12 protein-coding genes are annotated in these 13120 nt (G+C 73.1%); 7 read left to right on the top strand and 5 right to left on the bottom strand.

Annotated elements, in window-relative coordinates; all coding sequences use genetic code 11:
* The first annotated feature begins 59 nt into the window (after positions 1–59).
* Both NI25_RS22865 and mscL read left to right on the top strand, forming a co-directional pair.
* A complete protein-coding gene (locus tag NI25_RS22865; RefSeq protein ID WP_061444229.1) occupies positions 60–542 on the top strand; it encodes a hypothetical protein in 483 nt (160 codons plus the stop codon).
* Positions 543–653: 111 nt separating this feature from the next.
* A complete protein-coding gene (gene mscL / locus NI25_RS22860) occupies positions 654–1127 on the top strand; it encodes a large conductance mechanosensitive channel protein MscL (protein WP_061444228.1) in 474 nt (157 codons plus the stop codon).
* A 59-nt stretch (positions 1128–1186) separates the two neighbouring features.
* On the opposite strand, the gene NI25_RS38755 is transcribed toward mscL, so the two are convergent.
* Positions 1187–1363, bottom strand: coding sequence for a hypothetical protein (locus NI25_RS38755; protein WP_061444227.1), 177 nt, complete (start codon positions 1361–1363; stop codon positions 1187–1189).
* Positions 1364–1475: 112 nt separating this feature from the next.
* On the opposite strand from NI25_RS38755, the gene NI25_RS22850 reads away from it, so the two are divergent.
* The 4 genes from NI25_RS22850 to NI25_RS22835 all read left to right on the top strand — a co-directional run bounded on the left by NI25_RS22850 (position 1476) and on the right by NI25_RS22835 (position 6126).
* Positions 1476–2714: a low temperature requirement protein A gene (locus NI25_RS22850; protein ID WP_061444226.1), complete on the top strand. Its 1239-nt coding sequence runs from the start codon at positions 1476–1478 to the stop codon at positions 2712–2714.
* 92 nt (positions 2715–2806) lie between these two features.
* Positions 2807–3850, top strand: coding sequence for a P1 family peptidase (locus NI25_RS22845; RefSeq protein WP_061444225.1), 1044 nt, complete (start codon positions 2807–2809; stop codon positions 3848–3850).
* Positions 3851–3984: 134 nt separating this feature from the next.
* Positions 3985–5208 (top strand): L,D-transpeptidase, encoded by a 1224-nt coding sequence (locus NI25_RS22840; protein ID WP_061444224.1) that lies wholly within the window; start codon positions 3985–3987, stop codon positions 5206–5208.
* Between the two features lie 168 nt (positions 5209–5376).
* Positions 5377–6126, top strand: coding sequence for a DUF6227 family protein (locus tag NI25_RS22835; protein WP_061444223.1), 750 nt, complete (start codon positions 5377–5379; stop codon positions 6124–6126).
* Positions 6127–6162: 36 nt separating this feature from the next.
* Here the strand turns inward: NI25_RS22835 and NI25_RS22830 are convergent, their stop codons facing one another.
* The 4 genes from NI25_RS22830 to NI25_RS22815 form a co-directional block, all read right to left on the bottom strand.
* Complete coding sequence (locus NI25_RS22830; protein ID WP_061444222.1) at positions 6163–8235, bottom strand: PTS fructose transporter subunit IIABC; 2073 nt, start codon at positions 8233–8235, stop codon at positions 6163–6165.
* Positions 8236–8566: 331 nt separating this feature from the next.
* Entirely contained in the window at positions 8567–9514 is a 948-nt protein-coding gene (pfkB, locus tag NI25_RS22825; RefSeq protein ID WP_061444221.1) for a 1-phosphofructokinase, read from the bottom strand.
* Complete coding sequence (locus tag NI25_RS22820; protein WP_061444220.1) at positions 9511–10272, bottom strand: DeoR/GlpR family DNA-binding transcription regulator; 762 nt, start codon at positions 10270–10272, stop codon at positions 9511–9513. The genes pfkB and NI25_RS22820 overlap by 4 nt, the downstream gene beginning before the upstream one ends.
* A 182-nt stretch (positions 10273–10454) precedes the next feature.
* Positions 10455–12056: an MFS transporter gene (locus NI25_RS22815; protein ID WP_061444219.1), complete on the bottom strand. Its 1602-nt coding sequence runs from the start codon at positions 12054–12056 to the stop codon at positions 10455–10457.
* A 63-nt stretch (positions 12057–12119) separates the two neighbouring features.
* Between NI25_RS22815 and NI25_RS22810 the strand changes: the two genes are divergently transcribed.
* Entirely contained in the window at positions 12120–13091 is a 972-nt protein-coding gene (locus NI25_RS22810) for a helix-turn-helix transcriptional regulator (RefSeq protein WP_061444218.1), read from the top strand.
* The last annotated feature ends 29 nt before the right edge of the window (positions 13092–13120 follow it).

The raw sequence follows: 13120 nt of genomic DNA, 5'->3' as shown, positions 1-13120 counted from the left end.
TCGCCGACTCGTGTCCCTCCCCGCTCCCGGCCGGCACCGACGCGCCGCCCACCTGTGAGGTGCCGCACTTCGCCCCGGTGCGGGTGCGCGGGGGACGCGGGCGGCTGCACCGGCTCGTGCGCCACCGGCGACGCGCCCTCGCCGTCGGGCTCGCCGTCACCGCGGCGGCGCTGGTGGCCGCGGGCCCGCATCCCGGGACCGGAGGGCAGGAAACGCGGGGGGCACGCGGGCATCCGGTGGCCGAGCCGGCGGGCGAGCAGCGGCAGGGCACCCGGCTCGTGGCGGCGCCGGTCCGGATCGCCGACGCGGCCACGGTGCGGCTGCTGCGGCCGGGCGACCGCGTCGACGTCGTCGCGACCGGGGACGGCGGTGCCGGCGACGCCTCCGTACTCGCCCGTGGTGTGCGGGTGGCGAAGGTGCCCGAGCCCGTGGAGGATCCCTCGGCGGGCGGGGCGCTGGTGGTGGTCTCGGTGCCGCGCGCCACCGCACACCGACTGGTCGGCGCCGCTACCACGGCACGGCTGGCGGTGACCCTGTGCTGAACCCGTCAAGTCGCCCGATCGAGGGAACGGATTGGACAGGATGGGCCAACGCTGCCGTAGGTTTCGGAACGTTTGGTTCCTGCACCTGTTCAAGCAAGGAGTGCTCCCACCGTGAGCGACAAGAAGGAGCCGAGCGTCTGGCAGGGCTTCAAGGCCTTCCTGATGCGCGGCAACGTCATCGACCTGGCGGTGGCGGTCGTCATCGGCGCCGCCTTCACCAAGATCGTCAACTCGGTGGTGGAGGGGGTCATCAACCCCCTGGTCGGGGCGTTCGGCACGCAGAGCCTGGACGGTTACAGCTCCTGCCTGAAGGGCCCGTGCACCGGGACCGGCGACAGCGCGACGGGCGTGCGGATCCTGTGGGGCCACGTGCTGGGCGCGACCCTCACGTTCCTGATCACCGCGGCCGTCGTCTACTTCCTCATGGTGCTGCCCATGTCGAAGTACCTGGCCCGGCAGGAGGCCCGTCGCAAGGCGAAGGAGAGCACCGAGGAGGTCATCGAGGTCTCCGAACTGGAGGTGCTCAAGGAAATCCGCGACGCGCTGCTCGCCCAGCGCGGCGGTTCGGGGCAGGACCGCTCCTAGACCGCGGCCACGCGGTCCGGCCGGCGCCCGGAACCCGGCTCCCTCCGGTGAGGGAGGCTTCAGAGGTGGTGGGGCGGCTTCTCGTCGAGGAAGCGCTTCAGGTCGGCCGCGCCGTCGCCCTCGGGCCGCTCTCCCCAGCCGCGGTCGGTGTCGTCCGAGGTCTGCTGGTCCAGCGGGTCGTCGAAGACCAGCGCGGGCCTGGGCGCGCGGGGCTCGGGGTCGGGGGTGGTACTCATGGCTCCAGGGTACGGCTCACGCCGTGGACGCCGTCTCCCGCGCCCCGTTCACCCCGGCGGGCGGGCGGTCCGCAAGCACATCCACGCCGTCTCTGCTGTGCTGGGAGCCATGATGTCCAGTCCCCCTTCCCCCTCCGCGACCCCGCCCGCCGGACCGCCCCCCGACGATCACCCTCCGGTGCGCCGCCTGAGAGCACGCCACCGGCACGAGGAGCACCGCGTCGCCACGCCGCTCGAGCTCCTCTTCGACCTGTGCTTCGTCGTCGCCATCGCCCAGGCCGGCGTACAGCTGGTGCACTCCGTCGCCGAGGGGCACGCCGGCCAGGGTGTCCTCAACTACGCGATGGTCTTCTTCGCCATCTGGTGGGCGTGGATGAACTTCACCTGGTTCGCCTCGGCGTACGACAACGACGACGTCCTCTACCGGGTGGTCACGCTCGTCCAGATCGCCGGTGTGCTGGTCCTGGCGGCCGGGGTCTCCCGGGCCTTCGAGGACCACGACTGGGCGGCCGTCGTCATCGGCTACGTGATCATGCGGATGGCCATGGTGGCGCAGTGGCTCAGGGCGGGCCGGTCGGCGGCACCGCCGGAGAGCACCATGGCCCGGAGATACGCGGCCGGCGTGCTGCTCTGCCAGATCGGCTGGCTGGGGCTGCTGATCGTGCCGGAGGGCGGCCGGGGCTGGTTGTTCCTGGTGATGGTGGTGCTGGAGCTGTGCGTGCCGGCGTTCGCCGAGCGCAAGCATCCGTCGTCCTGGCATCCGCACCACATCTCCGAGCGGTACGGGCTGCTCACGATCATCGTGCTCGGCGAGACCGTCGCGGCGGCCACGGTCGCGGTGAAGTCGGGCATCGAGGAGAACGACGCGCTGGGCGAGGTCCTCCCGATCGCGGCCGGTGGACTGCTGATCGTCTTCGCGGCCTGGTGGATCTACTTCGTGGTCCCCGTCCACAGCCGCCTGCGGTCCAACAGACAGTCCTTCCTCTGGGGCTACGGCCACTACCTGGTGTTCGCGTCGGCGGCGGCGATCGGGGCGGGGCTGGAGGTGGCGGTGGAACACGCCGTGGGCAAGGCGCATGTCTCGACGCTCGCCGCGTCCCTCGCGGTGACCCTGCCGACGGCGGTCTTCCTGCTCACGGTGTGGGGGCTGCACGCACGGTATTTCAAGGTGGGCATCGCCGAGCAGCTCGTGCTGCCGGTGGCCGCGCTGCTGGTGCTCGCCTGCACCTTCCTGGGGGGCGAGGCGGTACTGGCGGCGGGGATCGTGCTGACGCTGGCCGTGGCGGCCGGGGTGACGCTGACCGCGCGGCGCACCGGGCGGGAGCGGAGGACGGCGGCACCGGCCGCCTGAGCCCCGGTTCCCCGGCGGTGCCGGCCACCGGTCCGGCACCGCGCCGACGACGGCTGCGGTTCCGTGGCCGACGGCTGGATGAGACTGGCCGTATGACAGTTGACGCAGTGACGGACGTCGCCGGTCTTCGGGTGGGGCACGCGACGCGTACCGGGAACGGGTGGCTGACGGGGACGACGGTGGTGCTCGCGCCGGAGGGCGGGGCGGTCGCCGGTGTGGACGTGCGCGGCGGCGGCCCCGGCACCAAGGAGACCGACGCCCTCGATCCGCGCAACCTGGTGCAGAGGGTGCATGCGGTGGTGCTGACCGGTGGCAGCGCCTACGGGCTCGACGCGGCCTCGGGGGTGATGGCCTGGCTGGAGGAGCGGGGGCGCGGAGTGCGGGTCGGTCCGGACCCGGCTCATGTGGTGCCGGTGGTGCCCGCGGCCTGCGTCTTCGACCTGGGGCGCGGGGGCGACTTCCGGGTCCGGCCGGACGCCGCCACCGGTTACGCGGCCGCGGAGGCGGCCCACGCGAGCACGCCGGGTGCCGGGGTGGCCGAGGGGTGTGTCGGGGCGGGCACCGGTGCCGTGGTCGGCACGCTGAAGGGCGGGGTGGGCACCGCGAGCACCCTGCTCGACTCGGGGATCACGGTGGCGGCGCTGGTGGTGGCCAACGCGGCGGGGTCGGTGACGGACCCGGAGACGGGGGTGCTGTACGGGGAGTTGTTCCGGGGCGGGCGGGTGGAGTACCCGGCACCGGACGTGCACGAGGCCGCGGGGCGTCGCCTGGCCGGGGTCGCGGCGAGGAACGCTCCACCCCCGCTGAACACCACGCTCGCCGTGGTCGCCACCGACGCCGACCTGTCCAAGGCGCAGGCGCAGAAGCTGGCCGGCACCGCGCACGACGGCATCGCGCGGGCCGTACGGCCGGTGCACCTGCTCAGCGACGGCGACACGGTGTTCGCCCTGGCCACCGGGGAGCGCCCGCTCGAGGCCGGACAGCCGCTCGCGCTGAACGAGGTGCTGGCGGCGGGCGCCGACGTGGTGACCCGCGCGATCGTGCGCGCCGTCCGGGCCGCCGAGCCGGTGGACGGCCCGGGCGGGTCCTGGCCGGCGTACGAGGACCTGTACGGGCGGGTTTCCAGGGCCGGTTGACCCGGCCGCGTTGCGATTGTCCGGGTTTTGTCACGCGTCGGCGCCCCCGGCTGTCCGCGGGAACCCCGCGGACCGCCGGGCCCCTCTAGACGGCTGAAGCGAACAGCGCACAACACCCGAACCTGGAGCAGCCCGTGACAACGCCGGACATAGCCACGCGGCGCGTACTGGGGGCCTGTGCCGCCCTGGTGGTCGGCGCCCTCACCCTCACCGCCTGCGGCGGAAGCGCCAGTGCCGACGACGAGAAGGACGGCAAGGGCGGCGCCGGAGCCGCCGGCGCCTCGGTCGCCAAGCTCGTGATCTCGGCCGAGGACGGGTCGACCGGCGCTTCGGTCAACTCCACCGGTGTGAAGGTCAGCGACGGCAGGCTGACCGACGTGACGATGACCGTCGCGGAGACGGGTGCCGCCGTGCCGGGCGCGGTGTCCGGCGACGGCGGCAGCTGGAAGCCGAAGGAGCAGCTGGAGCGGGGCACGAAGTACCGGATCACGGCGCGGGCGAAGGACGCGAACGGCCGCACGGCCGCCGCCGACTCGGTGTTCACGACCGTCTCCCCGGACCACAGCTTCGTCGGCACGTACACCCCGGACGGCGGCAGCACGGTCGGGGTGGGGATGCCGGTGTCGTTCACGTTCGACAAGGCGATCACCGACCGGAAGAGCGTGCAGTCGCACATCACGGTCACCTCCAGCAGCGGACAGGAGGTGGTCGGGCACTGGTTCGGCGCACAGCGGCTCGACTTCCGGCCCCAGGAGTACTGGAAGGCCGGTTCCAAGGTCACGATGAAGATCGACCTGGACGGGGTGGAGGGCGCGAACGGCCTCTACGGCGTGCAGAAGAAGACCGTCAGCTTCACCGTGGGCCGCGCGCAGGTCTCCACGGTGGACGCGAACACGCAGACCATGACGGTGGTGCGCGACGGCAAGACGCTCAAGTCGGTCCCGATCTCGGCGGGCAGCGCCGCGAACCCGACGTACAACGGGCAGATGGTGATCTCGGAGAAGTCCGAACAGACCCGCATGAACGGGTCGACGGTCGGGTTCGGCGGCGAGTACGACATCCCGGACGTGCCCCACGCGATGCGGCTGAGCCGGTCGGGCACCTTCATCCACGGCAACTACTGGTACAGCCGCGGCAATCCGCCCTTCGGCGCCCAGGGCACCAGCCACGGCTGCGTCGGGCTGGCGGACGTGCGGGGCGCGCAGGGCGACACCCCGGGCAAGTGGTTCTACGACCACTCGCTCGTCGGGGACGTCGTGGTCGTCAAGAACTCCCCGGACGACACCATCGCGCCGGACAACGGCCTCAACGGCTGGAACATGCCCTGGAGCGAGTGGACCGCCCAAAGCACCGCCTGACCGGGCTGTGAGCAGCAAGTTTTGACGGTTCGTCGGGTCGCGCGGGAACTTTTCGCGCGACCCCCGCGTATTTCGTGCGTACGTTTTCTCGGTTCCCGGACATGATGTCCGACCGAGGGGCTACGGTATGCACCCACAAGGTGACATGCAGCAACGCCGGGAGAAACCTTGAGCGTTCCGTACGAGACGCCAGCGTACGAACCACCCGAGTCGCCCGAGTCTCCGGAGGAGCACCTCATGCGGCTGCTCGGACGCGCCCTGAACTCTTTCGAGCTGCCCGACGAGATCCTGCGGCGGCTGGACTGCGCGCTGGCGCACGACGGTTCACTGCACTCCGCGCACCACAGCGCGGGGCTGCACCGCGAGACGTACCGCCACACCTGGCTGCTCGCCGACGGCTCGGCGCTCACCCTCTGGGAGCTGGTGCACAACACCGCCCCGGGCAGCGAGCCGCAGCACGAGGTCTACGTGGACGAGGAGGAGCTGCGCGCCGCCGGATCCCGGCTGGCGCTGCCGCCCGACGCCCCCGACTTCGAACTGCCGGTGCAGGTGCAGCTGTCGCCCGTCCCCACCCCGCGCCACGCGTACGTCCCCGACGCCTCGGCGGACCACGCCCGTCGGCTGCTGCGCCGCGCGGAGAACGCGGACCGTCCCGGCGCCGACCTCGCCGACCGGCTGTCGACGGCGTGCGGGCACCAGATCACCCAGGCCTTCGGCGGCCCCGGCCGCGCGGGCCGTGCCCGGATCGGCTTCTCGCTCTACGAGCACGCGTTCCTGCTGCGCGACGGCGTGGAGGTCTCCCTGTGGGAGGTCGAGCACACGGCCACGCCGGACGGGCGGCACATGTGCGAGGTGTACGACAGCGAGGAGACGGCCCGCAGGGCGATGGAGCGGCGCGCGGCACAGGTCTCCCCGTAGCGCGCCCCGCTCCCGCCGGGCCCGTCGTGACCCGCCCTACGCGGCCACCGGCTGCTTCTCCCCCGTCGCCGGGGCCGACGGGTCCGTGCCGTCCGGTCCCTGGGCCGCCGCTCCGGGCACCGGCTTGCGCAGCCCCTTGAGGACGATCACCAATGCCGCGGTGACACAGACACCGGCCGCGATGGCCACCAGGTAGAGCAGCGGGTTGCCGATCAGCGGGACCACGAAGATGCCGCCGTGCGGGGCGCGCAGCGTCGCGCCGAAGGCCATCGACAGGGCGCCGGTGACCGCGCCGCCCGCCATCGAGGCGGGGATGACGCGCAGCGGGTCGGCCGCGGCGAACGGGATCGCGCCCTCGGAGATGAAGGAGGCGCCCAGGACCCAGGCGGCCTTGCCGTTCTCGCGCTCGGCGGCGTTGAAGAGCCGGCCGCGCACGGTGGTGGCCAGGGCCATCGCCAGCGGCGGGACCATGCCGGCCGCCATGACCGCGGCCATGATCTTCATCGCCGAGTCGCTGGGGCTGGCGACCGCGATGCCCGCGGTGGCGAAGGTGTAGGCGACCTTGTTGACCGGGCCGCCGAGGTCGAAGCACATCATCAGGCCGAGCAGCGCGCCGAGCAGGACCGCGTTGGCGCCGGACAGTCCGTTGAGCCAGTCGGTCATGCCCGACTGGGCGGAGGCGATGGGCTTGCCGATCACGACGAACATCAGGAACCCGACGACCGCCGCCGAGATGAGCGGGATCACCACCACCGGCATGATGCCGCGCAACGCCTTCGGTATCGGCACCCGCTGGATCGCCAGCACCACGGCGCCGGAGATCAGACCGGCCGCCAGACCGCCGAGGAAGCCTGCGTTGACGGTGAGCGCGATCGAGCCGCCGACGAAGCCGGGGACGAGTCCCGGCCGGTCGGCCATGCCGTAGGCGATGTAACCGGCCAGCACCGGGACGAGGAAGGCGAAGGCCACGCCGCCGATCTGGAACAGCAGCGCGCCCCAGCTGTCCGCCTGGGTCCACACGAAGTGGTCCATCACGGAGGGCGCCTTGTTGATCTCGTAGCCGCCGATCGCGAAGCCCAGGGCGATCAGCAGGCCGCCCGCGGCGACGAACGGCACCATGTAACTGACGCCGGACATCAGCCACTTGCGAAGCTTGGTGCCGTACCCCTCGCCGGTCTCTCCGCCGCGCTCGACGGGCGTCGCACCCGGGGACGCGGAGGTGACCTCGCCGCGGGCCGCCTTGTCGCGGACCTCGCCGATCAGCTCGCCGGGCCGGTTGATGGCCGCCTTGACACCGGTGTCGACGGTGGGTTTCCCGGCGAAGCGGTCCTTCTCGCGTACGGCGACGTCGTGGGCGAGGATCACGCCGTCCGCCGCCGCGATCACCGCCGGGTCGAGCCGGGTGAAGCCGGCCGACCCCTGGGTCTCGACGACGACGTCGACGCCCGCCTCGCGGCCCGCGTTCTCCAGGGACTCGGCCGCCATGTAGGTGTGCGCGATGCCGGTGGGACAGGAGGTGACGGCGACGATCCGGAAGGGGCGCTCGGGCCCGCCGGATTCCCGGCCGGTGCTGCCCGGGGCGGTCTCGGCGGAGGCCGCCGCCGAGACCGCCCCGGTGTCCCTGGTCCCCTCCATGACGTCCTCGGGGGTGTCCCCGGCCGAAGCCGGCTCCTCCCCGCGGATCAGCGCGGCGGCGCCGGCCGCGTCGCCCACCGAGCGCAGCGCGGTGGTGAACTCGGCGTTCATCAGCTGCCGGGCCAGCGACGAGAGGATCGTCAGGTGGGCGTCGTCGGCACCCGCCGGAGCGGCGATCAGGAAGATCAGGTCGGCCGGACCGTCCGCCGCCCCGAAGTCGATGCCGCCCGCGCTGCGCCCGAAGGCGAGCGTCGGCTCGGTGACGTGTGCGCTGCGGCAGTGCGGGATGCCGATGCCGCCGTCGAGGCCGGTCGGCATCTGCGCCTCGCGGGCGGCCACGTCGGCGAGGAAGCCCTCCAGGTCGGTCACCCGGCCCAGGGCCACCATCCGTTCCGCGAGGGCGCGCGCCGCCGCTTCCTTGGTGTCGGCGGACAGGTCGAGGTCGACCAGGTCCGCGGTGATCATGTCGCTCATCGCGGGCTCCTTAGCTCGCGTATCGCCCGGAACGTGGGGTGAGGGGCGGGGGCGGGGAGAGGGAGGGGGACGGGGGCACAGCGGTGGGGGCTGGGGACGGCCCTGGGGAGGGGGCCGTAAGCGGGGCGGACGGCCCCGGAAAGGGAGCCGTAAGCGGGGCGGACGGCCCCGGAAAGGGAGCCGTAAGCGGGGCGGACGGCCCCGGGAAGGGGGCCGAGGGGGCCGTGAACGGGGCGGACGGCCCCGGAAAGGGGACCGTGAGCGGGGCGGACGGCCCCGGAAAGGGAGCCGTAAGCGGGGCGGACGGCCCCGGGGAGGTTCACGTGGGACGTCACGGCACCGGCTCCCCCAGTACGCGGTCCACGGGCACCTCGGCCGTGACGGTCACGGCGGCCGGGTCCAGGTCGTGCGGCGTCGGCATCACGCTGCCGGGCAGCTGGACGGCGGCGGCGCCGTGCGCCACGGCGGAGGCGAGGGCGCCGGGACCGGTCCCGCCGGCGATCAGGAACCCGGCGAGGGAGGAGTCCCCGGCACCGACGTTGCTGCGTACGGCGTCCACGCGGGCGGTGCCGTACCAGGTGCCCGCGTCGTCCACGAGCAGCTGCCCGTCGGCGCCGAGGCTGGCGAGCACGGACCTGGCACCCAGCTCCCGCAGTTCCTCGGCGGCCTTCACGGCGTCACCGACCGTGGCCAGGGGACGGCCGACGGCCTCGGCCAGTTCCCCGGCGTTCGGCTTGACCACGTCGGGCCGCTCGCGCAGCGCCCGCAGCAGAGCCGGACCGGAGGTGTCCAGGGCGATCCGGACCCCGGCGGCGTGCGCACGGGCGACCAGGTCGGCGTACCAGGACGGGGCCAGTCCACGGGGCAGGCTGCCGCAGCAGGCGATCCAGTCCGCGCCGGGCGACTGGCGCCGTACGGTCTCCAGGAGCAGTTCCCTCTCCGCCGGGGAGAGTTCGGGGCCCGGCGCGTTGATCTTCGTGAGGACGCCGTCGGCCTCGGCGAGCGCGATGTTGGACCGGGTGGGCCCGGTGATCGGGACCGCCGCGACCTCGATGCCCTGCGCGTCGAGCAGGTCGGCGACGAGGGCGCCCGGTGCCCCGCCCAGCGGCAGCACCGCGACGGTGCGCTGCCCGGCGGCGGTCACCGCGCGCGAGACGTTCACACCCTTGCCGCCCGGGTCGACGCGTTCGCCCGTGGCGCGGACGACCTCGCCGCGGTCGAGGGACGGCACCTCGTAGGTGCGGTCCAGCGACGGGTTCGGGGTGACGGTCAGGATCATGCGCGTACTACTTCCGTGCCGGCGCGCTCGATGTCGCCGGCGTCCTCGGGGGTCAGTCCGTTGTCGGTGATGAGCAGGTCCACGTCGCTCAGGGCGCCGAAGCGGGCGAAGTGCTCCTGGGCGTACTTGGAGGAGTCGGCGAGCAGCACCACACGCCGGGCGGCGGTCAGGGCGGCCCGCTTGACCGCCGCCTCGGCGAGGTCGGGGGTGGTCAGGCCGTGCTCCACGGAGAACCCGTTGGCCGCCACCACGGCCACGTCGGCGCGGATCTCGCCGTACGCGCGCAGCGCCCAGGCGTCGACGGCGGCACGCGTACGGTGCCGGACGCGACCCCCGACGAGGTGGAGCTGGATGCCGGGGTGGTCGGCGAGGCGGGCCGCGATGGGCAGGCTGTGGGTGACCACCGTCAGCGAGGTCTCCGGCGGGATCGCCGCGGCCATGCGGGCCACCGTGGAACCGGCGTCGAGGATCATCGTGCCCTCGACCGGCAGTTGCGCCAGGGCCGCCTTGGCGATGCGGTCCTTCTCGTCGGCGGCCGTGGACTCGCGTTCGGCGAGGTCCGGTTCGAAGTCGAGCCGTCCGGCGGGGATGGCGCCGCCGTGCACCCGGCGGAGCAGACCGGCGCGGTCGAGGGCCTTGAGGTCGCGGCGGATGGTCTCCGCCGTCACCTGGAACTCCTCGGCCAGCGACACCACGTCCACCCGGCCGCCGTCCCGGGCCAGCCGGAGGATCTCCTGCTGACGCTCCGGTGCGTACATGACCGTTCACCTCCGACCGTGCCCGAACCTGTGGTTTCCCTCGGAGGCTACGCCCGGTTGTCCGGAATGTAAACAACCAAGCGGAAGCACTCAGACGTAAACAGACACGAACGGGCATCGGGACAGAGCGAGAGGCTGGTCCGGCACGGAGATGCCGGACCAGCCTCTCGCCGGCTCCGGTCTCAGACCAGTGCGGCCTCCTTCTCCTCCGCCCGGTCCTCCGTGTGGTCCCCTTCCACGTGCTGGGCCGGCCGTCCGGGCAGGGCGAACATCAGCAGGAAGATCCCGGCCAGCACCGCGGCCACCCAGCCCAGCGCGTTCTGGAAGGCGTCCACGTAGGCCGGACCGAGGCGGGCGGGGGTGAGGTGGTCGCTCATCGTGCCGAAGAAGACCACCGACACCAGCCCGAGACCCAGCGCGTTGCCCATCTGCTGCACCGTGTTGATGAGCCCCGACGCCGCCCCGGCGTGCTCGCGCGGCACCTGGGAGAGCACCGCGTCGGTCAGCGGCGCGACGATCAGGCCCATGCCGACGCCCATCACGACCAGCGGCAGCGCCATCTGCCAGGACGTGATCACGAGCCCGTAGCGCCCGGACTCCCAGATGTAGAGGAGCACTCCGGCCGCCATCACCAGCGCTCCCGCCTGCAGCACCTTGCGCCCGAAGCGCGGGACCAGCTTCTGCACCGAGATCCCGGCGGCGGCGGACACGGCGATCGAGAACGGCACGCCCGTCAGGCCGGCCCGCAGCGGGGTCCAGCCGAGCCCGTACTGCAGGTACAGCGTCCACACCAGGAAGAAGATGCCGAGGGCGACCCCGAAGACGGTCTGCACGGCGATCCCGGCCGCGAAGCTCTTCACCCTGAACAGCGACAGCTCCACCAGCGGCGAGCCGTCCCGCGCGCTCTTGCGCCGCTCGTAGGCGACCAGGACCGCGAGGACCACGACCGACCCGGCCATCGAGAGGTGCCCCCACAGCGGCCAGCCCAGCTCCTCGCCCCGGGTGAGGGGGTAGATCAGCATCAGCAGTCCGAGGGTGACCAGCGCGACCCCGACCAGGTCGAGCCGCAGGGCCCGCGGCGCCTTCGACTCCGTGATGAAGAGGCTGCCGAGGACCAGGCCCGCGATGCCGACCGGCAGGTTGATGAGGAAGATGGGCCGCCACTCGAGTCCGAAGAGGTTCCACTCGGTGAGCAGGGCGCCCAGCAGCGGCCCGGAGACGGCACCGAGTCCGACGATCGCACCGAACAGCCCGAAGACCTTGCCGCGTTCGTGCGCCGGGAAGGTGGCGTGCACGATCGACAGCACCTGCGGCACCATCAGCGCCGCCATGCCGCCCTGGAGGATGCGGGAGGCGACCAGCATCTCCGGGTTCGCGGCGAGGCCGCACAGCGCCGAGGCGAGGGTGAAGCCGCCGATGCCGACGAGGAAGATCCGCTTGCGGCCGTGGATGTCGCCGAGCCGGCCGCCGGTGATCAGTCCGGCCGCGAAGGCGAGGGCGTACCCGGCGGTGATCCACTGGACCTGGCTGAAGGAGGCGCCCTCGTCCTTCTGGATCGAGGGGATGGCGATGTTGACGATGGTGACGTCCACCAGGTCCATGAACGCCGCGGTCATCACGATCGCGAGCGCGAACCAGCGGCGCCGGTCGCCCGCGCCGGGCTGCTCGGCGGACTTGGCGGGTTCGGTAGGTCCGGCGGACCCGGCGGGCTCGGCAGGCGAGCGGGGTGCGTCGGTCGCGGCGGACGGGACCGGCGTCGGATCCGGGGTGTGCGTGGTGGTCATGAGGAGGAACGTACGTAGCTAGTAGGACGGTTCGTGTCCTAGATCTGCGGCATCCTCGAACGCATGACGACGGACACCCCGGCCCGGCTGCTGACCCTCCTCTCCCTCCTCCAGACGCCCCGCGAATGGCCCGGCGGCGAGCTGGCCGACCGGCTCGGGGTCTCCCGGCGGACCATCCGGCGGGACATCGACCGCCTGCGGGAGCTGGGCTACCCGGTGCAGGCGACCATGGGCGCCGACGGCGGCTACCGGCTGGTGGCGGGCAAGGCGATGCCGCCGCTCGTGCTCGACGACGAGGAGGCGGTGGCCATCGCGGTCGGGCTGCGGGCGGGCGCCGGGCACGCGGTCGCGGGCCTGGACGAGGCGTCGGTGCGGGCCCTGGCCAAACTGGAGCAGGTGCTGCCGTCCCGGCTGCGGCACCGGGTCACCACGCTCCAGTCCGCGACCACGCCCCTGACCAGCGGGGACGGGCCGAGCATCGCGCCCGAGACGCTGACCGTCATGGCCTCGACGGTGGCCGGGCACGAGCGGCTGAGGTTCGCCTACCGCGCGGCCGACGGCACCAAGACGCGGCGCGTGACGGAGCCGTACCGGCTGGTGTCGACGGGGCGGCGCTGGTACCTGGTCGCCTACGACATCGACCGGGACGACTGGCGGACCTTCCGGGTCGACCGGGTGAGCGAGCCCTTCGCCACGGGGGCGCGGTTCGCTCCGCGGGAGCTGCCGACCGGGGACGCGGCCGAGTACCTGCGGCGCTCGATGCGCCGGCGCAACGACTCCTACGAGATCGCCGTCGTCTTCCACGCACCGGCCGAGGCCGTCGCCCCGCTGCTGCCGCCGTGGATGGGTGCGCCCGAGCCGGTGGACGGCTGCGCCTCGTGCGTGGTGCGGGCGACCGTGTCCGGCCCGGTGGAGTGGACCGCGGCACGGCTGGCGACCACGGGCCTGGAGTTCCGGGTCCGGGAACCGGCGGAACTGGTGGACTGCGTACGGGAAATGGGGGCGCGGCTGGGACGGGCGGCGGGGGCCGGCTGAGACGACCGAGACGCCCTCCCCGACAGGTG

Origin of the sequence: Streptomyces sp. CCM_MD2014 (assembly GCF_000772045.1) — a bacterium.
Taxonomy (GTDB): Bacteria; Actinomycetota; Actinomycetes; order Streptomycetales; family Streptomycetaceae; genus Streptomyces; species Streptomyces salinarius.
This window is presented reverse-complemented; position numbering and strand designations above follow the sequence as displayed.